General features: G+C 61.0%; 23 protein-coding genes. 16 read left to right on the forward strand and 7 right to left on the reverse strand.

The features are described 5' to 3' along the window. Window positions 1-83: 83 nt before the first annotated feature. From HBO41_RS10540 to HBO41_RS10550, 3 genes are all read left to right on the forward strand, one after another. Window positions 84-1,463, forward strand: coding sequence for an NAD-dependent succinate-semialdehyde dehydrogenase (locus HBO41_RS10540; protein WP_169986127.1), 1,380 nt, complete (start codon window positions 84-86; stop codon window positions 1,461-1,463). Window positions 1,464-1,576: 113 nt separating this feature from the next. Further along, on the forward strand, window positions 1,577-2,485 hold the full coding sequence (locus HBO41_RS10545) for a LysR substrate-binding domain-containing protein (protein WP_017138819.1): 909 nt from the start codon (window positions 1,577-1,579) through the stop codon (window positions 2,483-2,485). Continuing rightward, on the forward strand, window positions 2,482-2,835 hold the full coding sequence (locus tag HBO41_RS10550) for an MmcQ/YjbR family DNA-binding protein (protein WP_017138820.1): 354 nt from the start codon (window positions 2,482-2,484) through the stop codon (window positions 2,833-2,835). The genes HBO41_RS10545 and HBO41_RS10550 overlap by 4 nt, the downstream gene beginning before the upstream one ends. Window positions 2,836-2,839: 4 nt before the next feature. Here the strand turns inward: HBO41_RS10550 and HBO41_RS10555 are convergent, their stop codons facing one another. From HBO41_RS10555 to HBO41_RS10565, 3 genes are all read right to left on the reverse strand, one after another. Then, window positions 2,840-4,126, reverse strand: coding sequence for an amidase (locus tag HBO41_RS10555; protein WP_169986130.1), 1,287 nt, complete (start codon window positions 4,124-4,126; stop codon window positions 2,840-2,842). Window positions 4,127-4,247: 121 nt separating this feature from the next. After that, window positions 4,248-4,631 carry a DUF1294 domain-containing protein gene (locus HBO41_RS10560; protein WP_017138822.1) on the reverse strand — a complete coding sequence of 128 codons (384 nt, stop codon included), beginning with the start codon at window positions 4,629-4,631 and terminating at the stop codon, window positions 4,248-4,250. After that, on the reverse strand, window positions 4,628-5,458 hold the full coding sequence (locus HBO41_RS10565) for an undecaprenyl-diphosphate phosphatase (RefSeq protein WP_169986132.1): 831 nt from the start codon (window positions 5,456-5,458) through the stop codon (window positions 4,628-4,630). Before HBO41_RS10565 ends, HBO41_RS10560 begins: the two co-directional genes overlap by 4 nt. A 224-nt stretch (window positions 5,459-5,682) precedes the next feature. Between HBO41_RS10565 and HBO41_RS10570 the strand changes: the two genes are divergently transcribed. The 4 genes from HBO41_RS10570 (at window position 5,683) to HBO41_RS10585 (ending at window position 9,716) form a co-directional block, all read left to right on the forward strand. Then, window positions 5,683-7,317, forward strand: coding sequence for a methyl-accepting chemotaxis protein (locus HBO41_RS10570; protein WP_169986134.1), 1,635 nt, complete (start codon window positions 5,683-5,685; stop codon window positions 7,315-7,317). 175 nt (window positions 7,318-7,492) lie between these two features. Further along, window positions 7,493-8,056, forward strand: a complete 564-nt coding sequence (gene pnuC / locus HBO41_RS10575; RefSeq protein WP_017138825.1) for a nicotinamide riboside transporter PnuC — start codon at window positions 7,493-7,495, stop codon at window positions 8,054-8,056. Continuing rightward, entirely contained in the window at window positions 8,053-8,598 is a 546-nt protein-coding gene (locus tag HBO41_RS10580; RefSeq protein ID WP_099549725.1) for an AAA family ATPase, read from the forward strand. The genes pnuC and HBO41_RS10580 overlap by 4 nt, the downstream gene beginning before the upstream one ends. Beyond that, window positions 8,595-9,716 carry an NAD(P)/FAD-dependent oxidoreductase gene (locus HBO41_RS10585; RefSeq protein ID WP_099549724.1) on the forward strand — a complete coding sequence of 374 codons (1,122 nt, stop codon included), beginning with the start codon at window positions 8,595-8,597 and terminating at the stop codon, window positions 9,714-9,716. The genes HBO41_RS10580 and HBO41_RS10585 overlap by 4 nt, the downstream gene beginning before the upstream one ends. On the opposite strand, the gene ggt is transcribed toward HBO41_RS10585, so the two are convergent. Continuing rightward, a complete protein-coding gene (ggt, locus tag HBO41_RS10590) occupies window positions 9,710-11,434 on the reverse strand; it encodes a gamma-glutamyltransferase (protein WP_099549723.1) in 1,725 nt (574 codons plus the stop codon). The genes HBO41_RS10585 and ggt overlap by 7 nt on opposite strands. A gap of 159 nt (window positions 11,435-11,593) precedes the next feature. On the opposite strand from ggt, the gene HBO41_RS10595 reads away from it, so the two are divergent. Next, a complete protein-coding gene (locus HBO41_RS10595; protein WP_017138828.1) occupies window positions 11,594-12,241 on the forward strand; it encodes a TetR/AcrR family transcriptional regulator in 648 nt (215 codons plus the stop codon). A 98-nt stretch (window positions 12,242-12,339) separates the two neighbouring features. On the opposite strand, the gene HBO41_RS10600 is transcribed toward HBO41_RS10595, so the two are convergent. From HBO41_RS10600 to HBO41_RS10610, 3 genes are all read right to left on the reverse strand, one after another. Further along, window positions 12,340-12,651 carry an AzlD domain-containing protein gene (locus HBO41_RS10600; RefSeq protein ID WP_017138829.1) on the reverse strand — a complete coding sequence of 104 codons (312 nt, stop codon included), beginning with the start codon at window positions 12,649-12,651 and terminating at the stop codon, window positions 12,340-12,342. Then, entirely contained in the window at window positions 12,648-13,343 is a 696-nt protein-coding gene (locus HBO41_RS10605) for an AzlC family ABC transporter permease (RefSeq protein ID WP_017138830.1), read from the reverse strand. Before HBO41_RS10605 ends, HBO41_RS10600 begins: the two co-directional genes overlap by 4 nt. 75 nt (window positions 13,344-13,418) lie before the next feature. Further along, complete coding sequence (locus tag HBO41_RS10610) at window positions 13,419-13,634, reverse strand: hypothetical protein (RefSeq protein ID WP_017138831.1); 216 nt, start codon at window positions 13,632-13,634, stop codon at window positions 13,419-13,421. A 179-nt stretch (window positions 13,635-13,813) separates the two neighbouring features. On the opposite strand from HBO41_RS10610, the gene HBO41_RS10615 reads away from it, so the two are divergent. The 8 genes from HBO41_RS10615 (at window position 13,814) to mgtA (ending at window position 21,759) form a co-directional block, all read left to right on the forward strand. Beyond that, window positions 13,814-14,170, forward strand: coding sequence for a metalloregulator ArsR/SmtB family transcription factor (locus tag HBO41_RS10615; RefSeq protein WP_138454111.1), 357 nt, complete (start codon window positions 13,814-13,816; stop codon window positions 14,168-14,170). Window positions 14,171-14,189: 19 nt separating this feature from the next. Further along, a complete protein-coding gene (locus HBO41_RS10620; RefSeq protein WP_017138833.1) occupies window positions 14,190-15,473 on the forward strand; it encodes an arsenic transporter in 1,284 nt (427 codons plus the stop codon). Window positions 15,474-15,486: 13 nt separating this feature from the next. After that, window positions 15,487-15,957 (forward strand): arsenate reductase ArsC, encoded by a 471-nt coding sequence (locus HBO41_RS10625; RefSeq protein WP_099549720.1) that lies wholly within the window; start codon window positions 15,487-15,489, stop codon window positions 15,955-15,957. 12 nt (window positions 15,958-15,969) lie between these two features. Continuing rightward, window positions 15,970-16,656, forward strand: coding sequence for an arsenical resistance protein ArsH (gene arsH, locus HBO41_RS10630; RefSeq protein WP_169986143.1), 687 nt, complete (start codon window positions 15,970-15,972; stop codon window positions 16,654-16,656). Between the two features lie 48 nt (window positions 16,657-16,704). Then, window positions 16,705-17,496, forward strand: coding sequence for an AraC family transcriptional regulator (locus tag HBO41_RS10635; protein ID WP_017138837.1), 792 nt, complete (start codon window positions 16,705-16,707; stop codon window positions 17,494-17,496). A 74-nt stretch (window positions 17,497-17,570) separates the two neighbouring features. Further along, on the forward strand, window positions 17,571-18,182 hold the full coding sequence (locus tag HBO41_RS10640; protein ID WP_017138838.1) for a LysE family transporter: 612 nt from the start codon (window positions 17,571-17,573) through the stop codon (window positions 18,180-18,182). A gap of 318 nt (window positions 18,183-18,500) precedes the next feature. Further along, the gene (locus HBO41_RS10645; RefSeq protein WP_099549718.1) at window positions 18,501-18,809 is read left to right on the forward strand and encodes a hypothetical protein; all 309 of its coding nucleotides are present in this window, start codon (window positions 18,501-18,503) and stop codon (window positions 18,807-18,809) included. A 235-nt stretch (window positions 18,810-19,044) separates the two neighbouring features. After that, complete coding sequence (gene mgtA, locus HBO41_RS10650; RefSeq protein ID WP_099549717.1) at window positions 19,045-21,759, forward strand: magnesium-translocating P-type ATPase; 2,715 nt, start codon at window positions 19,045-19,047, stop codon at window positions 21,757-21,759. The last annotated feature ends 45 nt before the right edge of the window (window positions 21,760-21,804 follow it).

A 21,804-nucleotide genomic window follows, 5' to 3' on the forward strand; every position in this document is an offset into this window, starting at 1 on the left:
AATCAGCACATTGGAATGGATATTCGCTCAAACCGCAGTGTTCCGTAGCCTGAAACAGCACTTTCAGCCTTCGGAGTTTGCCCATGCTTATCGTCTACAACCCTGCCACTGGCGAAGAAATCGGCCGTGTGACCAAGCACACCTCAGCCCAGGTCAAGGCCGCCGTTGACCGCACCTGCGCCGCCTTCCCCGAATGGTCCGGCAAACTCGCCAAGGAGCGCAGCGACATTCTGCGCCGCTGGCACGACAGCGTTAAGGCGGACAAGGAGGCCTTCGCCGAACTGCTGTGCCGCGAAAACGGCAAGTGCCTGAGCGAAGCCCGAGGTGAAATCGACTACGGTTTGGGCTTTATCGAGTGGTACGCCGAAGAGGCCAAACGCGTCTACGGCGACACCATTCCCACCCACGACCGCAATGCCAATGTCATGGTGACCAAAGAAGCCATCGGCCCCGTAGCGGCCATTACGCCGTGGAACTTCCCGTTCATGATGATCACCCGCAAAGTCGCCACGGCCCTGGCCGCCGGCTGCACCATGGTGATCAAGCCCGCCGAAGACACACCGCTCACCGCCCTCAAGCTGCTGGACTACGCACGCAAGGCCGGTATCGAAGCCGGTGTGCTTGAAGTGGTGGTGGGTGATCCCAAGGAGATCGGCCTGATCCTCACTGGCGACCCACGTATCCGCAAGATCTCGTTCACCGGCTCCACCGGTGTGGGCAAATTGCTCGCAGCGCAGTGCGCAGCGACTATCAAGAAGATGACCCTGGAGCTGGGCGGCAATGCGCCGTTTATTGTGTTTGAGGACGCCAACCTGGATGAGGCGGTAAAAGGACTGGTCGGCGCCAAACTGCGCAACTCGGGCCAGGTGTGCATCTCGCCGAACCGGATCTTTGTGCAGCGCAGCATTCTCGAAGACTTTATCGAACGCATGAAGGCTGCCGTCGCCAACATCGAAGTGGACCAGGGCCTGCGCGAAGGCTTTGTGGTCGGGCCGCTGGTCAATCAACTGGGTTTTGACAAAGTCGTGCGTCTGGTCGAGGACGCCAAGGCGGCGGGCGCCAACGTGCTGATGGGCGGCAAACCCCACGCCAAGGGCGGGCTGTTCTATGAACCGACCGTATTGACCGGCTTGCAGGACGATTCACCGCTGGCGACCGAGGAGATCTTCGGCCCCGTGTTCGCCGTCTACTCGTTCAAGGACGAAGAAGAAGTCATCGCCCGCGCTAACCAGACCGAGTTCGGCCTGGTGGCCTATGCCTACACCAGCGCGCAGGGCCGGTCGTTGCGCCTGTCACGTCAACTGGAGGCCGGCATGGTGATCCTCAACTCGGGTTCTGTGGGCACGGCGTCGGTCCCGTTTGGTGGCATCAAGCAGTCCGGCTATGGGCGTGAAGGCAGCTATTACGGGATCGAGGAGTACGTGCACGTGAAGTATGTGTTGATGGCGGGGGCGCAGTTCTAAGCCCTCTCACCCTCCAAAAGCCAGTGCCTGCAAGGTGCTGGCTTTTTTTTAGGCTGGATTTGCGCACGCCACACGCGGATAGTTCGTCCCACTGACAGGACAATAGGTTGACCATGCAAGACCTCAACGACCTCTACTACTTCGCCAAAGTCGTCGAAGCCGGCGGCTTTGCGGCGGCCGGCCGGCTGCTGGGGATTCCCAAGTCACGGCTGTCGCGGCGCATCGCCGAACTGGAAGAACGCCTTGGCGCCCGCCTGTTGCAACGCACCACGCGGCAATTGACCCTCACTGCCGTCGGCGAGCGCTACCTGCGCCATTGCCAGGCGATGCTGCTGGAAGCGGAAATGGCCGACGAGGCCGTGGCCAGCATGTCCAGCGAACCCCGCGGGCGCCTGCGCGTGAGTTGTCCGGTGGGCATGGCGCAGCACATGTTGCCAGGCATCGTTGCCGGCTTTCTCGCCGCTCACCCACTGGTGCAGCTGGAGATGACACTGGTCAACCGACGCGTCGACCTGGTGGCCGAAGGTATCGATGTGGCCCTGCGCGTGCGCGAGTTGGGCGATGAAGACCCGTTGCTGGTGACCAAGCGCCTGCGCCAGGCCCAGACAGTCTTGGTGGCCAGCCCGCAGTTCCTGCAAGGCCGCCAAATCAACACCCCGGACGATCTCAAGCAATTGCCGGTACTCGCTGCGCTTGAGGCCGATCGCCTGGTGCACTTGCGGTTGATCGACCCGCAAGGCAATACCGAAAACTTATCCATGGAAGCGCGCCTGGGCATCGACGACTTTATCGTGCGCAAAGCCTGCGCCTTGCAGGGCCTGGGCTTTACCCTGCTGCCAATGATGTATTGCGAAGAGGAGCTGGCCAGCGGCCAATTGGTGCAGTTGCTGCCGCAATGGTCTTCGCCGGGCGGCTGGTTGCAGGCGGTCTACCCGCACCGCCGTGGCGTGTTACCGGCGATTCGGGCCTGGATCGACTATCTGGAAGAAGCCTTCAAGGGTTGCGGAGACCGTTTGCTATGAAGATGAGCGAAGCACAAGTCGCGGCATTCTGCCTGGGCCTGCCCGGCGCGCGGGAAGACTACAAGTGGGGCGGCGTGCGCGTGTTCTCGATTGCCGGCAACAAGATGTTCGCCCTGCAGAACCTGCGCGGTGACTCGCTGGCGTTCAAGGTCGACAAGGAGCTGTTCCTCGGCCATGTGGACCGCCCTGGCATCCACCCCGCGCCGTACCTGGCGCGGGCGCAGTGGGTGATCATGAACACGCCCTACCCGCTGGGCGCCGAGGAACTGCGTGGCCTGTTGCAGCGCTCGCACCAGTTGGTGGTAAGCAAATTGCCCAAGCGCGCGCAGGTGGGACTGAAGCTGGATTGATGGTTCAACGCGCAAACGGCAGTGCGCGCTCAATGGCCATCGCCGCCCCCAGCGCCAAATGCTCGTGCCAGGCCCGTGCAACGATCTGTACACCCACCGGCAAACCCGAGTCAGCAGTACCGGCGCGCACCACCACACAGGGCCAGCCGGCCAGGCTGTATGGCAGCGTATGGCTGAACAACCCTGGCCGGGCGGTGCCCAGCAGCGGCGCCGGGGCCGCGTCAACCGGGCACAGGATAATGTCGTAGTCCGCCATGAACCCCAGCATGGCACTGCGAAACTGATCCCAATCCGAGAGCAACTGTATCGCCTGTGCCCCGGAGCCTTTGCCCATTGCCCAGTAGCGCTCGGTAATATCGCGAGCATTACGCAATGCCGAAGGGAACGCCTGACGGACCACGGCGCCCGCACCTGCCAGCAGGTCGGCAGCCACCTGCAGCGTGACCTGGGTACACGTGTCTACCGGTTCGATGCCGCCCTCGCTGTACCAGGCGACGCGCAAACCATTCAGTGCCTGTGGAGGCATATCCGGCAGCGGCATTGGAATCACCCCACAATCGTGCCCATCCTCACCGGCGATCACCCGGAACACCAGGTCCAAGTCTTCGACATGCCGGGCCATCGGGCCGATCTGGCTGCGGCTATCACTCAACCCACCAGGGTGATCGAAAACCCCGGTGTTGGGCACCCGGCCCGTGGTGGGCTTCAAGGTACTGACTCCGCAAAAATGCGCCGGTATGCGCAGGCTGCCACCGGAATCGCTGCCCAGTCCCAGCGGCGAAAGGCCGGCAGCCACCGCAGCAGCTTCGCCACCGCTGCTGCCGCCGGGGCCATGGGACAGCGCATGGGGGTTACGGGTAGCGCCGTAGACCGGGTTATCGGTCACTCCACCGCCACCGCCCGGCGGGCAGTTGCTTTTACCCAAAAGAATGGCGCCGGCCGCTTTCATGCGCGTCACTGCAAGAGCATCGTGCTGAGGACAATAATGAGCCCGATCAACCAGACCCGCTGCCGACACTACCCCACGGGTATCGAAAACATCTTTGACCGTGAAGGGAACGCCCTGCAACACGCCGCCATACTCGCCTTGGGCGATAGCACGATCAACCGCCCAAGCATCGGCCAACGCCGTATCGGCACAGACCTGCACCAGCGCGTTGACCGAGGGGTTGAGCGCCTCGATACGCGCAAGGTAAAAGCTGACGATGGCGGTGGAAGTAAACTTGCGTTGTTGAATCAGCGCTGCAAGCTCAGTTGCCGAATGATGGAGCAATGAATCTGAAAAAGACATTCGTGTGGGCCCCGTGCGCTCAAGTGCCCGAAGCATAACGCGAGCCTGCTGCCGGTTTACAGGGCCGTCTGGGTAAGCTGCCTCCCGCAATCGCGTAGGAAATATCCCAGACACCTCAACACTATAAAACCGAGAGCAGCGTGCCGCCCAGGAACAGCTGGTCCAGCCAGAACACTTGGTGCAGCAACACAATCACCCAGAACAGCACCTGATACGACACCTTGCGCGTCTTGTGGCGAAACACCTGCTGGGCAATCAGCGCCCCCGGCCAACCGCCCGCCAGCTCCACGGCATGCAGGATATTTTCGCGCACGCGCGGGCCTTCGGCTTGGGCCTTGCGTTTGTCGCCCCAGTACAGGAAAAACGCCACCACGCTGACCACGCCATAGGCGGCCAGCGGGATCAGCGTCTCGCCGCGATGCCACAACAGTGCCGCGCCAGTCAGCGGCGCGGCGCATAGCAAAACAAAGATGAACGCCTTCAAGCGCGGGTGTTGAATGCTCATGGCTTGACCGCCGTCCAGTCGATCCAGCCAAACTGCCAGGTCGCCAGGATCACCAGGCCAAACGCAATCCGATACCAGGCAAACGCCGCGTAACTGTGGCTGGCGATAAACTTGAGCAACGCCTTGACCGCAATCATCGCGAAGATGAACGAGGTGACAAAGCCGATAGCAAACACCGGCACGTCATCGGGCTGGAACAGGTGACGGTACTTGTAGCCCGAATACACGGCAGCGCCGACCATGGTCGGCATGGCCAGGAAGAACGAGAACTCGGTGGCGGTCTTGCGCGACAGGCCGAACAACAGGCCGCCGATAATGGTCGCGCCGGAGCGCGAAGTGCCTGGAATCATTGCCAGGCACTGGGCCACACCGACCTTGAGCGCGTCTTTCCAGGTGATCTCATCCACCGTTTCAGCGTGCACTGCATGTTGGCGGCGCTCGGCCCACAGCATGATCACCCCGCCCACCACCAGCGCGGTGGCCACCGTGATCGGGTTAAACAGGTAATGCTTGATCAGGTCGGCAAAAATCACCCCCAACACCACCGCCGGCAGCACTGCGATGATCAGGTTGACGGTAAAGCGCTGGGCGTTGCGCTGGGTCGGCAAGCCGATCACCACGTCGAGGATCTTGCGCCGAAACTCCCAGACCACCGCGAGGATCGCGCCCAGTTGAATAATGATGTTGAACGCTTCAAAGCGTTCTCCGCCGAAGCCGATCAAGTCGGCGACGATAATCTGGTGCCCGGTGCTGGAGATCGGCAGGAACTCGGTCAGCCCCTCCACCACGCCAAGAATCAATGCCTGTATGGCGGTCCAAAAATCCATGTATCCCCCAAAGATCATGCGCTGCGGCATGCCTTGTCTGTCTTTTTAATGTTCACTGACCACGTGCAATCGTGATGCGCTGCGGATTTTCACCAGCCGTGCGCAAAAATTTCGTGAAAAATCAGGGAGTACTCAGGTTTTTCGATTACAGGCCGAAAGCCTATCAGACAAGCTGGAATTGTCGATGCAGCACACAATTATAAAAAGCACGGAGTGACAGGACGATGAACAGTTTGCGCAGCATGTCGATCAGCCGCCGTCTTTGGCTGATCCTGATAGTCGCCGTGTTGATGCTGCTAACCTTGGGGCTGTTGATGCTAAAGCAGATCCATGGCGACCTCTACCAGGCCAAACGCCAGCAGACCCAGCACGTGGTGCAAACCGCCAGCGGCGTGCTGGCTTACTACCAGAACCTTGAAAAAACCGGCGTTCTCACCCGCGAGGCCGCGCAACAGCAAGCCCTCAGCGCAGTCCGTGGCTTGCGCTACGACCACGATGATTACTTCTGGATCAACGACCTGACGCCCGTGATGATCATGCACGCGGCCAACCCCAAGCTCGACGGCCAGAACCTCTCGGCCATCCGCGACCCGGACGGTTTTGCGGTGTTCAATGAATTTGTGCTCCTGGCCAAGGCCAAGGGCGCCGGCATCGTCAACTATCGCTGGCCCAAACCGGGCGCCGACGCGCCGGTGGAGAAAACCTCGTATATCCAACTGTTCGAGCCGTGGGGCTGGATTATCGGCTCGGGCGTATACGTGGACGATGTGCAGGCCGAATTCACCGGCCAGGTGTGGAAAGCCTCATTGATCGGCCTGGGCATTGCGCTGCTGATGGCGCTGTTGGTGATCCTGATCGCGCGCAGCATTGTGCATCCATTGCAGGCGGCGGTGAATGCCATGGGCAATATTGCCAGCGGCGAAAGCGACCTGACCCGCACCCTCGACACCCACGGGCGCGACGAGGTCACTCAATTGTCGCAGCACTTCAATAGCTTTACCGCCAAGCTGCGCCAGGTGGTCGGCCAATTACAGGAGTGTGCCAACGCGCTGGGCCAATCTTCCACGGAACTGGGCACCAATGCCAGCCAGGCCCACGATCGTAGCCAGCAACAATCCCAGCAGATGGAGCTGGTGGCTACCGCGATCAACGAAGTGACCTATGGCGTGCAGGACGTGGCAAAAAATGCCGAGCATGCCGCCAGCGAAATGCGCGACGCCCAGGCCCAGGCGCAGCAGGGCCAGGTGAATATCGACGGCAGCCTGCAACAGATCGACCAGCTCTCCAGCACCATCAGCCAGGCCGTGGAGGTGATCCGCACGCTGTCCAGCGAAAGTACACAGATTGGTGGTGTGCTGGAAGTGATCCGTTCGATTGCCGACCAGACCAACTTGTTGGCCCTCAACGCCGCCATCGAGGCGGCGCGTGCCGGTGAACAGGGTCGCGGGTTTGCCGTGGTCGCCGATGAAGTGCGGCTGTTGGCCCAGCGCCCGCAGAAATCCACCGCCGAAATCCAGGTGATGATTGAGCGCCTGCAAGGGCATTCGGAAGCGGCGGTCAAAGTGATCAGCGACAGCCACAGTGCCTCGCAACTGACCATTGAACAAGCTGGCCAGGCAGGTGCGAGCCTCACCGCCATTGGCCAGGCGTTGCGCAACCTCAATGGGCTGAATGCCTCGATCGCCAGCGCGACCTTGCAACAGGCGCACGTGGTGGAGGATATCAACCAGAACGTCACCCAGGCGGCGGGTTTGTCCCACAGCACGGCGCTGGCGGCGGAGCAGTCCAGTGTGGCGAGCGCGCATTTGCGTGGGTTGAGTGAGCAGCTTGGAGGGTTGTTGCGCCAGTTCAAGATCTAGCACTCATGCTCGTTCCCACGCTCCGCGTGGGAACGCCGCCACGGACGCTCTGCGTCCAGGCCTGACGCGGAGCGTCTGGGGATGCATTCCCACGCAGAGCGTGGGAACGAGCATTCCTCCGCCCCACCATCTTGGTTACAATCACCGCCCTCACCCACTCTCCCAAGGAACCGCCATGTCCGGGCTTGAATTGTTCGCCGCCGCCCTGGGGGTGATCGCTGTCTGGCTGACGGTCAAGCAAAACCCATGGTGCTGGCCCATCGGCCTGGTAATGGTGCTGCTCTACACCTGGGTGTTCTTCGACGTAAAACTCTATTCCGACATGCTCCTGCAAGTGGTCTACGCCGCCCTGCAACTCTACGGCTGGTGGCAGTGGACCCGCGCCGGTGAGGTCGCGCAGGGTCGCCAGGTCACCAGCCTGGGCTGGTCCGCGATCATGGTCAGCCTCACCGTCGGTGCCGTGTTCAGTGGCCTGCTCGGCGCCGCCATGGCCCACTGGACCGATGCCGCGCAACCCTGGCTCGACGCCGCACTCACCGGTTTCAGCCTGGTGGCGCAAATGTGGATGGCGCAAAAACGCGTGCAATGCTGGCCGCTGTGGATCGCCGTGGACGTGATCTTCGTCGGCCTGTTCCTCTACAAAGGCCTCTACCTTACCGCCGCGCTGTATGCACTGTTCACCGCGATCGCCGTACAAGGCTGGCGTGAATGGCGCGCCGACCCGGCGTTGCACGCATGAAAGTGGTGGTACTGGCCGGCCCCGAATCCAGCGGCAAAAGCTGGCTGGCCGCGCAACTGCACGCCCGTTTCGGTGGGTTGATGGTGGGTGAATACGTGCGCTACTTCATCGACCATTACCAGCGCGACACCACCCTGGCGGACATCCCGGCCATCGCCCGTGGCCAACTGGCCTGGGAAGACGCTGCGCGCGCCGAGCAGCCTCGCCTGCTGATCCTCGACACCCACCTGCTGACCAACAAACTCTGGAGCCAGACCCTGTTCGGTGATTACCCGGCGTGGCTAGATGATGAGTTGCTGGCCCGCCATTACGACCTGCACCTGTTGCTGTCCCCCGAGGACGTGGAATGGAGCGCCGACGGCCAGCGCTGCCAGCCGGAACTGGCGGATCGCCGGGTGTTTTTCCAGGGCAGCCTGGACTGGATCGAACAGCATCAGCAACCCGCCCTGGTGATTCGTGGCGACTGGGAAGCACGCCGCGCCATAGCCTTTGAGGCGGTCGAGCAACTGCTTGCCCAGCCGTGCCGAGGACATCTTGCATGACCATCTCACTGCGTATCGCCATTGTCGGCGCCGGCCCCGGCGGTTTGACCTTGGCGCGTATCCTCCACCGCCACGGCGTGGCCGCCTGCGTATTCGAACGCGAACGCGGGCCTCTGGAACGCCCCCAGGGCGGCACCCTGGATCTGCATGTCGAATCCGGCCAACTGGCGCTGCAGCAGGCCGGGCTGGAAGACGCCTTCCGGCGTATCGCGCGCTATGAAGACCAAGGTGCGCGCCTGATGGATCAGCACGGCCATCTGCTGTTCGAAGCCCCCAACCCCGATGACGGCGAGCGCCCGGAAGTCGACCGCACCCAATTGCGCCAGATCCTGCTGGATTCGCTGCCTGAAGGCTGTGTGAAATGGGGTGTGAACATCAATGACATCCGCCCGGCCGGTGTTGCACGCTGGACACTGCATCAAGGCGAGATCACCCACGGCCCCTTCGACCTGGTGGTCGGTGCCGATGGCGCCTGGTCCAAACTGCGCCCATTGCTCTCGCCCTACCTGCCGCAGTACAGCGGGCTGACGTTTATCGAATTCGGCATCGATGATGTCGACCGCCAACACCCGCACATTGCCACGCTGGTGGGGCGCGGCAGCCTGCAAGTGCTGGGCGGCGCCAAAGCGATCATCGTGCAGCGCAACGCCCATGCGCATCTGCGCGGGTATGCGATTTTTCGCGTGCCCACCGAGTGGGCAGCCGACCACCTCAGCCTGCCTGCACTCAAGGCTCAGTTTGCAGGCTGGCACCCGGACATTCTGGCGCTGTTTGAAGCGGCAAATGCAACCGTCCTGGCCAGGCACATCCACGCCCTGCCGGTGGGCCATCGCTGGGTCCACCGCCAGGGGTTGACGTTGATTGGGGATGCGGCGCACCTGATGTCGCCGTTTGGCGGCGAAGGCGTGAATGCCGCGATGCTCGATGCGGCCGAACTGGCCCAGCAGCTGCTCCACACGCCTGGCTGCTCAGCCGCAGTGCAGGCGTATGAAAACCACATGTTCGAACGGGTGATACCGGCAGCCCAGGGCAGCGCCGAGGGCGCCGCCATCCAGTTATCCCATGACAGCCTGGCGCTGTCCCTGGCCTTCCTGAATCAACACCTCACACCTCAGTAACCGAGCGACAACCCGGTATTGCGGCGTGGGTCGTTAGCCCCGTAGAAACGGTTGTTGCCCACCGGCTTGCCACCCAGCGAAGGCGCACCCACCAGGATCGCCGCCAAGTGGTTGGCATCCTGGGGGCCGGCAAACTTGTGGCCCCAGCTTTCCAGAATCTTCTGGGTGTCAGGGCTTACCGCGAAGGTTTCCAGGTTGGTGGTTTCAGGCATCCACTGCTGGTGGAAGCGTGGCGCGTCCACGGCTTCCTGGATGTTCATCTTGTAGTCGATGACATTGAGGATGGTCAGCAAGGTCGCGGTGATGATCCGGCTGCCGCCCGGCGTACCGACCACCATCACCGTCTTGCCATCCTTGGTGACGATGGTCGGGCTCATCGACGACAGCGGCGCCTTGCCCGGTGCGATGGCGTTGGCTTCGCCCTGCACCAGCCCGTACATGTTCGGCACACCGACCTTGACGGTGAAGTCGTCCATTTCATCGTTGAGGATCACCCCGGTCTTGCTCGCCATCACGCCGGCACCGAACCAGTCGTTGAGGGTGTAGGTCACGGACACCGCGTTACCCCACTTGTCGACGATCGAATAGTGCGTGGTGTTGTTGCCTTCATGGGGCGACACACCCGGCTTGATCGCCTGGGAATCACCCGCCTTCTGCGGCTCAATGGCGGCACGCAGCTTGGCGGCGTAGTCCTTGTCCAACAGGTGCGCGATAGGGTTCTTGACGAAATCCGGGTCACCCAGGTAGCTGTTACGGTCCACGTAAGCGTGACGCATCGCTTCGATCTGGTAGTGCAGGCCTTGGGCCGAGTGATAGCCGAGGTCGGCCATCGGGTAACCTTCGAGGATGTTCATGATCTGGCAGATCACCACACCGCCGGAGCTTGGCGGTGGCGCCGAGACCACGTGGTAGCCACGGTAGTCGCACTCGATGGGCGCCAGCTCGCGAGTCTTGTATTTGTCGAGGTCGGCCTGGGTGATGATGCCCTTGCCGGCCTGGCTGGAATCCACCAGCGCCTTGGCCACCCAGCCTTTATAAAAGCCGTCGGTGCCCTTGGCGGAGATTTCCTTGAGGGTCTTGGCCAGGTCTTTCTGCACCAGTTTCTGGCCGACCTGCATCGGTTGGCCGTTGTGCAGGAAGATTCCGCGCAGGTCTTTGTCTTTTTCGAACTCGCCGGTGGCGGTGTGCAGCAGGTCGATATCGCCCTGCTCCAGTTCAAAGCCGTTTTCGGCCAGTTTGATCGCCGGGGCAATCACCTGGGCGCGCTTGAGGGTGCCGTATTTGTTCAGCGCGGTTTCCATGCCGGACACGGTGCCGGGTACGCCGACGGCCAAGTGGCCCTTGGCGCTGAGGCCGTCGATCACCTTGCCGTCTTTGTCCAGGTACATGTCGGCAGTGGCCGCCAGCGGGGCTTTTTCACGGAAGTCCAGGAAGGTCTTGCGCCCATCTGCCAGCTGCACGGTCATAAAGCCGCCGCCACCGAGGTTGCCCGCTGCCGGGTACACCACGGCCAGCGCATAGCCCACGGCAACCGCCGCATCCACTGCGTTGCCGCCGGCCTTGAGTACATCCACGCCAACATGAGTGGCCAAATGCTGGGCGGTCACCACCATGCCGTTTTCACCGGCCACCGGGGCCTGTGAGGCGGCTTGCACGCCGTTGACCGTCAACACCAGCGCAGTGGCAATCAGGGTACGGCTGAAGGGTTGGTATTTCATCCATGGCTACTCTATTTATTGAGGTGCACCAAAATAGCCCGACTAGGATCCAATCCCCAGCGCAATGGCGTTTTTATTACAGAACTTGTCGGTCATAGAACGGGCACGAAAAAGCCCATGCTATATTTCGCGCCCCGACTGGCGGCAAGGCGCTTTGTGATGGCGATCAAGAAGACCGGAATTCGAACGCAACAGGCCGACCAGACACGTGCGCGTATCTTGCAGGCGGCAGTCAAGGTGTTCACTCGCGACGGCTATTCCGGTGGGCGCGTCGACACTATTTCCAAGGCCGCCGACTCCAACGACCGCATGCTTTATTACTATTTCGGCAGCAAGGAACACCTGTTCGTCTGTGTGCTGGAACATGTCTATGAACAGTTCAATAAAGCCGAAAGCAAACTCAAGCTGGACCTGGGAGACCCCGTGCAAGCCTTGCGTGAACGGGTGGCATTTATCTGGAGCTACTACGTCAAGCACCCCGAGTTCGTAGCGATCCTGAGCATCGAGAATCTGCACCAGGGCAAGCATGCCCAGCAGTCCGGCGAGATGCGCAGGTTGTCGGGCGAAGCGGTTGGCGTGTTGCGCCCGATCATCGAAGCCGGCCAGGCCCAAGGTGTGTTTCGCCAGGACATCGACCTCAAGCACGTGTATTTGATGATTGCCTCGCTCTGCTACTTCTACAACTCCAACCGCCACACGCTCAGTTCGTTCCTGGGTGAAGACTTGGGGGATAAGGAGCATCAGCAGGATTGGCTGGGGTTTATCAGTGACTTGGTGCTGCGTGGTGTAACGCCGATTCCACTGTAGCAACCGGCTCATCCTGTGGGAGCTGGCTTGCCTGCGATGGCGGTCTTTTGGTGTACATATCCGTCACCGCAGCAACGGATATACACCCATAGCCCCTCTCAAAAGCACCACCGAAACAAATAAAACAATCCCATGCTCAACAGCACCGTAATCAACACGCTACGCGTCCAAAACATCAAGGCCACCGCGCAGACTCCCGCCAGCAAGTAAGGATTCGTCGGGCTCAAATTCAGCGTGTGATCAGCGAGAAAAATAATCGGCCCGCAGATCGCCGTCAGCATGCCCGGCACCGCAAACCCCAGGAACTCCCGCGCCCCCCGATTAAGCCGTACCGGCAGGCGCGGCTCGATAAACAGGTATCGGTTAAGGAAAACCACCAGCCCCATGGCCACAATCATGATGTAGATCACTTCTGCCCTACCCCCAGCCGCTTGCAGGCAAACCCCGCACTCATGCCCAACACCCCGGACACCACCACCGCCGACTCCCAGTGCAAAAAGCTCAACCACACCGAAAACAGCAACGACACCGCCACGCACACAACCGTCGGCACATCACGCACCACGGGTGTGATCAACGCGATAAAGGTGGCGGCAATCGAAAACTCCAACCCCAACTGGTCAAGCCCAGGAATGCTTTTGCCAAGCACGATGCCAGCCAGGGTGAAGAGGTTCCAGGCGATGTAGAACGTGAGGCCCACCCCCAGCGCATACCAGCGATTGAACGTCTCGCGGTCATAGTGGTTGACCAGCGCGAAGAACTCATCGGTCAGCAGAAAGCCCAGGCTCATGCGCCAGCGGGCGTTGAGTGACGAGAGTGTCGGGCGCATGTGCATGCCGTAGAGCAAATGTTGGGAAGTCAGCAGCAGCGTGGTCAGCACGATCGAGATCAGGCTGGCGCCGCTCTTGACCATGCCGATGGCCACCAGTTGCGCGGCACCGGCAAACACGATGGCGGACAAGCCCTGGGCCTGCAGCGGGGTAAATTGCGCATCAATGGCCATGGAGCCGGCGAGCAGCCCCCACGGCGCACAGGCCAGGGATAACGGGATAACGGCGATAGCGCCGCGGGCGAAGGCGTAATGCGGTAAGGCAGTGGGCATGGAGACGGCTCGTCGACAGACAGTCGACAAGCATGCCAGCGTTTAAAGCGGGTTGTCTTGAACGATCTTGCTCACTCAGGCGAGCTTGACCGATACCTGCTCCACCGAGTCGCGCGCCTCACGCAATTCATGGGCGTCCTGATTGAGCCGGTGAATGGTGTTGAGCAGGCGTTGGCGCAGCACTTCATCGCCGAGCTTTTCGACGGCGCGCATCAGGTCAAACGCCGCGGTTTCGTTATTGTCCGCGACGGAATCGAGGGTCTTGCGCAGGTTGCGAGTGGCACGGGTCACGCGGGTTCATCCTTCATCAGCAATGGGCAGGCACTTTAGGACATTCGTGTTTCATTTTAATTTCAGTCACTTGTGGTGGATTGAGCGGGGTTTGATCCACATCAATCGAATTCAGGAATTGACCTACATATATGGATATTCGTATATTCGGATAACCATATACAAAGAAGACCCTGATCATGTCGGCCCCCTTCTCACCGCCCACCCTGTTCAAATGCCTGGCTGACGCGACTCGCGCCCGCTTGACGTTATTGATCCTGCGCGAAGGCGAACTTTGCGTGTGCGAACTGATCCATGCTCTGGACGACAGCCAGCCAAAGATCTCCCGGCACCTGGCGCAACTGCGCAGTTGCGGGCTGCTGCTGGATCGTCGTCAGGGCCAATGGATCTACTACCGCATCAACCCGGCACTACCCGCCTGGGTCACGCAAGTGCTGGACACTACCTTGCAAGCCAACCAACCCTGGTTGCACCACGACGCGCAGCGTCTTGATGCCATGGGTGACCGACCACAACGGGCCAGCACCTGCTGCTGAGCCATCGGAGCGTTTATTCATGCTTGTCGCAATTGGCATTTTTATCTTCACCATCGTTCTGGTCATCTGGCAGCCCAAAGGCCTCGGGGTCGGCTGGAGTGCAAGCATGGGCGCCATTCTGGCCCTGGCCTGCGGGGTGATCAGCCTGGCGGATATTCCGGTGGTGTGGCACATCATCTGGAACGCCACCGGCACCTTTGTTGCGCTGATCATCATCAGCCTGCTGCTCGACGAAGCCGGCTTCTTTGCCTGGACCGCCCTGCACGTGGCGCGCTGGGGCCGTGGGCGTGGCCGGCGGCTGTTTGCCTATATGGTGTTGCTGGGCGCGCTGGTCTCGGCGCTGTTTGCCAACGACGGCGCCGCGTTGATCCTCACGCCCATCGTCATGTCGATGCTGCTGGCCTTGCGCTTTTCCCCGGCGGCCACCCTGGCGTTTGTCATGGGCGCTGGGTTTATCGCGGATACCGCGAGCTTGCCGCTGGTGGTGTCGAACCTGGTGAATATCGTCTCGGCGGATTACTTCAAGATCGGCTTCAACGAGTACGCAGCAGTAATGGTGCCGGTGAACTTCGTCAGTGTCGCCGCCACCCTTGCGGTGCTGCTGTGGTTCTTTCGCCGCGACATTCCCCAAGCCTACGACCCGGCCGACCTGGAAGACCCCGCCAGCGCCATCCACGATCGTGCGACCTTTCGCGCGGGCTGGTGGGTGCTGGGTATCCTGCTGGTGGGCTGTTTCGCGCTAGAGCCGCTGGGCATTCCCATCAGTGCGATTTCTGCCGTGTGCGCCGTTTTGCTACTGGTGATCGCCGCCAAGGGCCACAAGATCTCTACGCGCAAAGTGTTGAAAGAAGCGCCGTGGCAGATCGTGGTGTTTTCCCTGGGCATGTACCTGGTGGTCTACGGCCTGCGTAACGCAGGCCTGACCACCTACCTCGCGACCTGGCTCGACACTTTTGCCACCTACGGCGTGTGGGGCGCGGCCATGGGCACCGGCGTGCTGACGGCGCTGTTGTCGTCGGCGATGAACAACCTGCCGACGGTGCTGATCGGCGCGCTGTCGATCGAGTCCAGCCATGCCGTGGGCGTGGTCAAGGACGCGATGATCTACGCCAACGTGATCGGCAGCGACCTGGGCCCCAAAATCACTCCGATCGGCAGCCTGGCCACCTTGCTGTGGCTGCATATCCTGGCGCGCAAAGGCATCACCATCACTTGGGGTTATTACTTCAAGGTCGGCATCGTGCTGACCTTGCCGGTGCTGTTGATCACCCTCGCCGCCCTCGCCTTGCGCCTGAGTCTCTGAAGGAAATACCGCTATGAAAGTCCTGTTCATGTGTACCGCCAACAGCTGCCGCAGCATCTTGTCCGAGGCGATGTTCAACCACCTGGCGCCAGCAGGTTTCGAGGCGATCAGCTCCGGCAGTTTCCCCAAGGGCCAGGTGCTGCCGCGCAGCCTGAGCACGTTGCAGGCAGCGGGCATCAGTACCGAAGGCTTGTACAGCAAGGGCAATGAGGCCTTTGAGGGCAGCCCGCCGGATGTGGTGATTACAGTGTGCGACAAAGCTGCGGGCGAAGCGTGCCCGGTGTATTTCGGGCCGGCGGTGAAGGCGCACTGGGGGTTGGAAGACCCGTCGAATGTTCAGGGTGACGAGGCCCGTGTAGACGCCGCCTTCAAGGCCACGCTCAGCACCATCGAAAGGCGTTGCAAGGCGTTCCTGGCCTTGCCCTTCGCCCAACTCAGCCCTGCCGAGTTGAAGGCAGAACTGGCCCGCATCGCAGCGCTTTAACCGGAGAACACAATGACCACCCTGCCCAACCTCAACAGCACCCTCGCAGGCCCGCTGCCTGTCGGGCCAGGCCACCCGCCGCGCATCCTGCTGCTTTACGGCTCCACACGCCCGCGCTCATTCAGCCGCTTGCTGGTGGAAGAAGCCGCGCGGCTGTTGCGCCACTTCGGAGCCGACACGCGAATTTTCAACCCTTCGGGCCTGCCGTTGCCCGACGATGCGCCCATCGATCACCCTAAAGTCCAGGAGCTGCTGGACCTGATGCAATGGTCCGAAGGCCAGGTGTGGTGCTCGCCCGAGCGCCACGGTTCGATGTCGGCAGTGTTCAAGGCCCAGCTCGACTGGGTGCCGCTGGCCCTCGGCGCCGTTCGCCCGACCCAGGGCAAAACGCTGGCGGTGATGCAGGTGTCCGGCGGCTCGCAATCGTTCAATACCGTCAATCAACTGCGCGTGCTGGGGCGCTGGATGCGCATGTTCACGATCCCCAACCAATCCTCGGTGCCCAAGGCGTTCATGGAGTTCGATGACCAGGACCGCATGAAACCATCGGCGCTCTACGATCGCGTGGTGGACGTGATGGAAGAGTTGGTGAAGTTCACCGTTTTGCTGCGTGATCGCCCGGACCTGGTGGACCGCTATTCAGAGCGTAAGGAAAGCGCCGATGAGCTGTCGCAGCGTGTCAACCAACGGTCGATTTGAGCAGCCCTGCTGGCGTATGCTCGTGCCAACCGCATCCTGAGCTGAATCATGAGCACTCTGCACCACGCCTTGCTGGGCAACTACGAAGTCAGCAGTACAGCCTGCACGGGCCTGACCTTTGCCAGACACAGCCATGATGAGTGTGTAATCGGCGTCAACCTGGTCGGTGAGGAAAAGGTCTGGCTGGACCGCCGCGAATTCGAAGCCGGGCCGGGCAGCATTACCCTGTACAACCCCGGTCAGATTCAAGGTGGCGGCGCGGCGCAAGGCGCGCCTTGGCACTTTGTCAGCCTGTATGCCACAGCCGATCAGCTGGCGGCTGACCTTGGGTTGGCGCAGCTGGAGTTCGATCGCTCGTTGTGCTTTCAACCTGATCTGGCGCAGCGCCTGGCGGTAGCGGTGAAAGGCGCCTTGAGTACCGATGCATTGGTCCGCGATCTCAATGAAGAGGCGTTGGTGTTGCTACTGGGTGAAGTGGTCGGCGTCAGTGGTGTACGTGTGCCTGGCAGCATGGCAACGGGCAAAAGCATGATCAGCCGAGCCCAGGAATTGCTCGCTGCACACTTGCATCAAGGGTTGCCCCTGGACCACCTCGGCGATGAGCTGGGATTGTCCAAATTCCATCTGCTGCGCGCTTTCCAGAAGGAAACCGGACTCAGCCCGCGCCAGTGGGCGATGCAACTGCGCACCCGCCGCGCCAAAAGCCTGTTGCGCAACGGGGTGGCGGCCGGCGAAGTCGCCCATGACTTGGGCTTTGCTGACCAAAGCCACCTCAACCGCCATTTTCGCGCCGCCTATGGCATCACGCCCGGCCGCTATCAAAGCGTGTTGAAGCGCTGAACAGCGCAATCTGGTTCAAGACGAACGCTTTCCCCATCGCCACACTGCCTGGACTTTCTTGAAGGAACGCGGGCATGTTAACGATCTTCTTTTATGCGCTGGTATTCGGTTTTGTGTTTTGCCTCTCGCCCGGTGCCGTGCTGGCGGAAACGTTGCGCCGTGGCTTGCTGCACGGTTTTACCCCGGCCTTGCTGGTGCAGATCGGCTCGCTGGTAGGCGATGCGGTGTGGGCGGTGATCGGTCTCACCGGCATTGCCTTGCTGATCCAGCATGACGCGGTGCGTGTGCCCCTGACGGTGGTCTGCGCGCTGTACCTGGCCTGGCTGGGTATCCGCAGCTTGATTGATGCCTGGCGCTTGCCCGAGGCGAGCGACGCGCCCGCCAGCTCCGGGAAAAATGCGCTGGCGGTGGGCGCGGCGATTTCACTGGCTAACCCGAAAAACATCGTCTATTGGGGCGCGCTGGGCAGCGCCTTGTCCGGCATCGTCGGGGCTGCGCCCAGCCATGGGCAAACGCTGATGTTTTTTGCAGGCTTTATGCTGGCCTCGGTGTTGTCCTGCTTTCTGATTGCAGCGTTGGTCAACCTGCTGCGCAAGAACGCCTCAGCGTTATGGCAACGCATCAGTTATGGCGCCTGTGGTGTGGTATTGATTTATCTGGCAGTTCTGGCCGCGCAAGGCATATGAAGTTATATAAGGTGAAACTTGTCTGCGCCTCTTATCTGAATGAACTCTGAACACAGGGTAATTTAACTCATCCTGCGTTGACATTTTGCAACCAGCTAAGTAGATTGCCCCTGCCCACAACTGGGGCCTTTTTTAAACCTCACAAAAGAAGCCAATGGACACAGTATCTAGTCGCTGTCCGAGCACCGTTCACGCGGGCATCGGGCGCCAAACCCAGAATATGACAGGACTCGCCTTCCAGGTCCGGTAAGCTGCGCTAGAGCTTGATGCTCCACCGTAACTGCCTCACCGGTCGCCCGTCCGGTCCCGAGGTGTGTTATGACCTTTCAACTGATTGTTTTGCCTGACATTCGCACGCTAGCCGCAGCCCTGCGCGCCAAGCTGTGCCGCGAGCCCGCTGGCTTTTCACCTACCCGCTCGGCCTTTGCTGCACCCTCTCCCCTAGCCAGTAAAGATCAGCTGCGCCCAGCTCCCCCGCTGGCGCACTGGCGTGTCTGCCCTGCCAGCGGCCAATTGCTGCAGCACTGGGACCACGCCGACCCTCAAGACCCGCAGAGACCTCAGGTTTCCACCCTGGCTCAAGCCAGCCTGTTGCTCGGTTTTTACCTGAGCAATCGCGCCGCTTAAACCAGCTGGAAACAGCAACTTCCTGATAATTATTCTGGAGTTCGTTATGAACACATCCAGTAGTAGCCCGCTGCGCGCCAGTTAACTAACGCGCACTTGGCGGGCGCTGTAGAAGTTATGTGAACACCCTATTTAAACCGATCGCGAAGTCCGCGGCTCGGCATGCTTTCGCTCGCCTGTATTCAGGTAAGTACCGGGTATGTTTTGTCGAGAATTGGCGACAGGAGTACAGACAATGAGCGCCGTAAAAAACACGCCTCTGCACAAAAAGAATGGCACCGACACCGACACCAAACTGTCGATGCGTGCCGCCCGTGAAGCCCAGAACGGCCTGTCGGCTACTATGGCCAACGTCCGCGCCACCCAGGACGGCCTGACCGAACTGGACGCTTCGGCACGTCTGCAACGCGAAGGCTACAACGAAGTGGCCCACGACAAGCCGCCTCACGCCATCGTCCAGTTCCTGCAGGCACTGAACAACCCGTTCATCTATGTACTGCTGACGCTCGCCGGGATCAGCTTTGTCACTGACTACTGGTTACCATTGCAGGCCGGTGAAGAAGTGGATTTGACCAAGGTCATCATCATCATGACCATGGTGCTGCTCAGCAGCCTGCTGCGTTTCTGGCAGGAGCACCGCTCGGCCAAATCCGCCGAAGCCCTCAAAGCCATGGTGCGCACCACCGCCACCGTATTGCGCCGCGAGCAAGTCGGCAGCCAGCCGATCCTGCGCGAAGTGCCGATGCGCGACCTGGTCGCCGGTGACATCGTGCAGCTGTCTGCCGGCGACATGATTCCGGCCGATATCCGCCTGATCGAATCCCGCGACCTGTTTATCAGCCAGGCCGTGCTGACCGGCGAAGCCTTGCCGGTAGAGAAGTACGACACCCTGGGCGATGTCACGCAAAAATCCGCCTCTACACTGGCGGCCGACCAAGGCAACCTGCTGGACCTGCCGAACATCTGCTTCATGGGCACCAACGTGGTCAGCGGTCGCGCCAAGGCCGTGGTGGTCGCTACCGGGCCGCGCACTTACTTCGGCTCCCTGGCCAAGGCAATTGTCGGCTCCCGCGTGCAAACCGCCTTCGACCGTGGGGTGAACAGCGTCAGCTGGCTGTTGATCCGCTTCATGCTGGTGATGGTGCCGATCGTGTTCTTCCTCAATGGCTTCTCCAAGGGTGACTGGGGCGATGCCTTCCTGTTTGCCCTGGCGGTGGCCGTGGGCCTGACCCCGGAAATGCTGCCGATGATCGTCAGCGCCAACCTGGCCAAGGGGGCTACCGCCATGGCCAAGCGCAAAGTGGTGGTCAAGCGCCTCAATGCGATCCAGAACTTCGGTTCGATGGACGTGTTGTGCACCGACAAGACCGGCACGCTGACCCAGGACAAGATCATCCTTGAGCATCACGTCAACGCCTTCGGCCAGCGTGATGACGCAGTGCTGTCCCTGGCCTGGCTCAACAGCTTCCACCAGAGCGGCATGAAGAACCTGATGGACCAGGCCGTGGTGCAGTTCTCGGAGCAGAACCCCAAGTTCCAGTTGCCACTGGCCTACAGCAAGGTCGATGAACTGCCGTTCGACTTCGTACGCCGTCGCTTGTCGATTGTGGTGCGCGACACGGCCGGCGACCAGTTGCTGGTGTGCAAGGGCGCCGTAGAAGAGATGTTGAGCATCTCCACGCACATGCTCGAAGGTGGCACCGCCGTGCCGCTGGATGATCAACGTCGTGAAGAACTGTTGGCATTGGCCAACGACTACAACGAAGACGGCTTCCGCGTCTTGGTGGTGGCGACCCGCAATATCCCTAAATCCATGGCGCGCCAGCAGTACACCACCGCCGATGAGCGCAACCTGGTGATCCAGGGTTTCCTGACCTTCCTTGATCCACCCAAGGAAACCGCAGGCCCGGCGATTGCCGCACTGCAACAAATCGGCGTAGCGGTAAAAGTGTTGACCGGCGACAACGCTGTGGTCACCAGCAAGATCTGCCGACAGGTCGGCCTCGAACCCGGCCAGCCGCTGCTGGGTGTGGAAATCGAAGCGATGGACGACGCCACCCTGCTGCGCCGCGTCGAAGAACGCACAGTGTTTGCCAAGCTCACGCCACTGCAGAAGTCCCGCGTACTCAAAGCCTTGCAAGCCAACGGCCACACCGTGGGCTTCCTCGGCGACGGCATCAACGATGCCCCGGCGCTGCGTGATGCCGATGTGGGTATCTCGGTGGACAGCGGCACCGATATCGCCAAGGAATCGGCCGATATCATCCTGCTGGAAAAGAGCCTGATGGTGCTGGAAGAAGGCGTGCTCAAGGGCCGCGAAACCTTCGGCAACATCATGAAGTACCTGAACATGACCGCCAGCTCCAACTTCGGCAACGTGTTCTCGGTGCTGGTGGCCAGTGCGTTCATCCCGTTCATGCCGATGCTGGCGATTCACCTGCTGCTGCAAAACCTGATGTACGACATCTCCCAGCTGGCCTTGCCGTGGGACAAGATGGACAAGGAATACCTGGCCAAACCGCGCAAGTGGGATGCGAAAAACATCGGCCGCTTCATGATCTGGATCGGGCCGACCTCGTCGATCTTCGACATCACCACCTTTGCGCTGATGTGGTACGTGTTCAGCGCCAACAGCGTGGAAATGCAAACCCTGTTCCAGTCCGGCTGGTTTATCGAGGGCCTGCTCTCGCAAACCCTGGTGGTGCATATGTTGCGCACCCGCAAGATCCCGTTCTTTCAGAGCACGGCTGCCTGGCCGGTGTTGATGATGACCACCATCGTCATCTGCCTGGGGATCTACGTGCCGTTCTCGCCGCTGGGCACCCTGGTGGGCCTGGAGCCGCTGCCGCTGGCGTACTTCCCATGGCTGGTCGGTACCCTGCTCGCCTACTGCTGCGTGGCCCAACTGATGAAAACGATCTACATCCGCCGCTTCAAGCAGTGGTACTGATCACCCCCGCCGTTTAAACGGTGGCGGTCGCCCGATCGCCACCGT

The organism is Pseudomonas sp. WS 5146 (assembly GCF_012985495.1).
GTDB lineage: Bacteria > Pseudomonadota > Gammaproteobacteria > Pseudomonadales > Pseudomonadaceae > Aquipseudomonas > Aquipseudomonas edaphica.

Bases quoted from the DNA above. Each gene is read 5' to 3' on its own strand.
- HBO41_RS10540 (WP_169986127.1), top strand. From the start codon at position 84: ATGCTTATCGTCTACAACCCTGCCACTGGCGAAGAAATCGGCCGTGTG.
- mgtA (WP_099549717.1), top strand. From the start codon at position 19,045: ATGAGCGCCGTAAAAAACACGCCTCTGCACAAAAAGAATGGCACCGAC.
- HBO41_RS10570 (WP_169986134.1), top strand. From the start codon at position 5,683: ATGAACAGTTTGCGCAGCATGTCGATCAGCCGCCGTCTTTGGCTGATC.
- HBO41_RS10565 (WP_169986132.1), bottom strand. From the start codon at position 5,458: ATGGATTTTTGGACCGCCATACAGGCATTGATTCTTGGCGTGGTGGAG.
- HBO41_RS10620 (WP_017138833.1), top strand. From the start codon at position 14,190: ATGCTTGTCGCAATTGGCATTTTTATCTTCACCATCGTTCTGGTCATC.
- HBO41_RS10550 (WP_017138820.1), top strand. From the start codon at position 2,482: ATGAAGATGAGCGAAGCACAAGTCGCGGCATTCTGCCTGGGCCTGCCC.
- arsH (WP_169986143.1), top strand. From the start codon at position 15,970: ATGACCACCCTGCCCAACCTCAACAGCACCCTCGCAGGCCCGCTGCCT.
- HBO41_RS10585 (WP_099549724.1), top strand. From the start codon at position 8,595: ATGACCATCTCACTGCGTATCGCCATTGTCGGCGCCGGCCCCGGCGGT.
- HBO41_RS10645 (WP_099549718.1), top strand. From the start codon at position 18,501: ATGACCTTTCAACTGATTGTTTTGCCTGACATTCGCACGCTAGCCGCA.
- HBO41_RS10635 (WP_017138837.1), top strand. From the start codon at position 16,705: ATGAGCACTCTGCACCACGCCTTGCTGGGCAACTACGAAGTCAGCAGT.
- HBO41_RS10595 (WP_017138828.1), top strand. From the start codon at position 11,594: ATGGCGATCAAGAAGACCGGAATTCGAACGCAACAGGCCGACCAGACA.
- HBO41_RS10560 (WP_017138822.1), bottom strand. From the start codon at position 4,631: ATGAGCATTCAACACCCGCGCTTGAAGGCGTTCATCTTTGTTTTGCTA.
- HBO41_RS10640 (WP_017138838.1), top strand. From the start codon at position 17,571: ATGTTAACGATCTTCTTTTATGCGCTGGTATTCGGTTTTGTGTTTTGC.
- HBO41_RS10555 (WP_169986130.1), bottom strand. From the start codon at position 4,126: ATGTCTTTTTCAGATTCATTGCTCCATCATTCGGCAACTGAGCTTGCA.
- HBO41_RS10605 (WP_017138830.1), bottom strand. From the start codon at position 13,343: ATGCCCACTGCCTTACCGCATTACGCCTTCGCCCGCGGCGCTATCGCC.
- HBO41_RS10625 (WP_099549720.1), top strand. From the start codon at position 15,487: ATGAAAGTCCTGTTCATGTGTACCGCCAACAGCTGCCGCAGCATCTTG.
- pnuC (WP_017138825.1), top strand. From the start codon at position 7,493: ATGTCCGGGCTTGAATTGTTCGCCGCCGCCCTGGGGGTGATCGCTGTC.
- HBO41_RS10545 (WP_017138819.1), top strand. From the start codon at position 1,577: ATGCAAGACCTCAACGACCTCTACTACTTCGCCAAAGTCGTCGAAGCC.
- HBO41_RS10580 (WP_099549725.1), top strand. From the start codon at position 8,053: ATGAAAGTGGTGGTACTGGCCGGCCCCGAATCCAGCGGCAAAAGCTGG.
- HBO41_RS10615 (WP_138454111.1), top strand. From the start codon at position 13,814: ATGTCGGCCCCCTTCTCACCGCCCACCCTGTTCAAATGCCTGGCTGAC.
- ggt (WP_099549723.1), bottom strand. From the start codon at position 11,434: ATGAAATACCAACCCTTCAGCCGTACCCTGATTGCCACTGCGCTGGTG.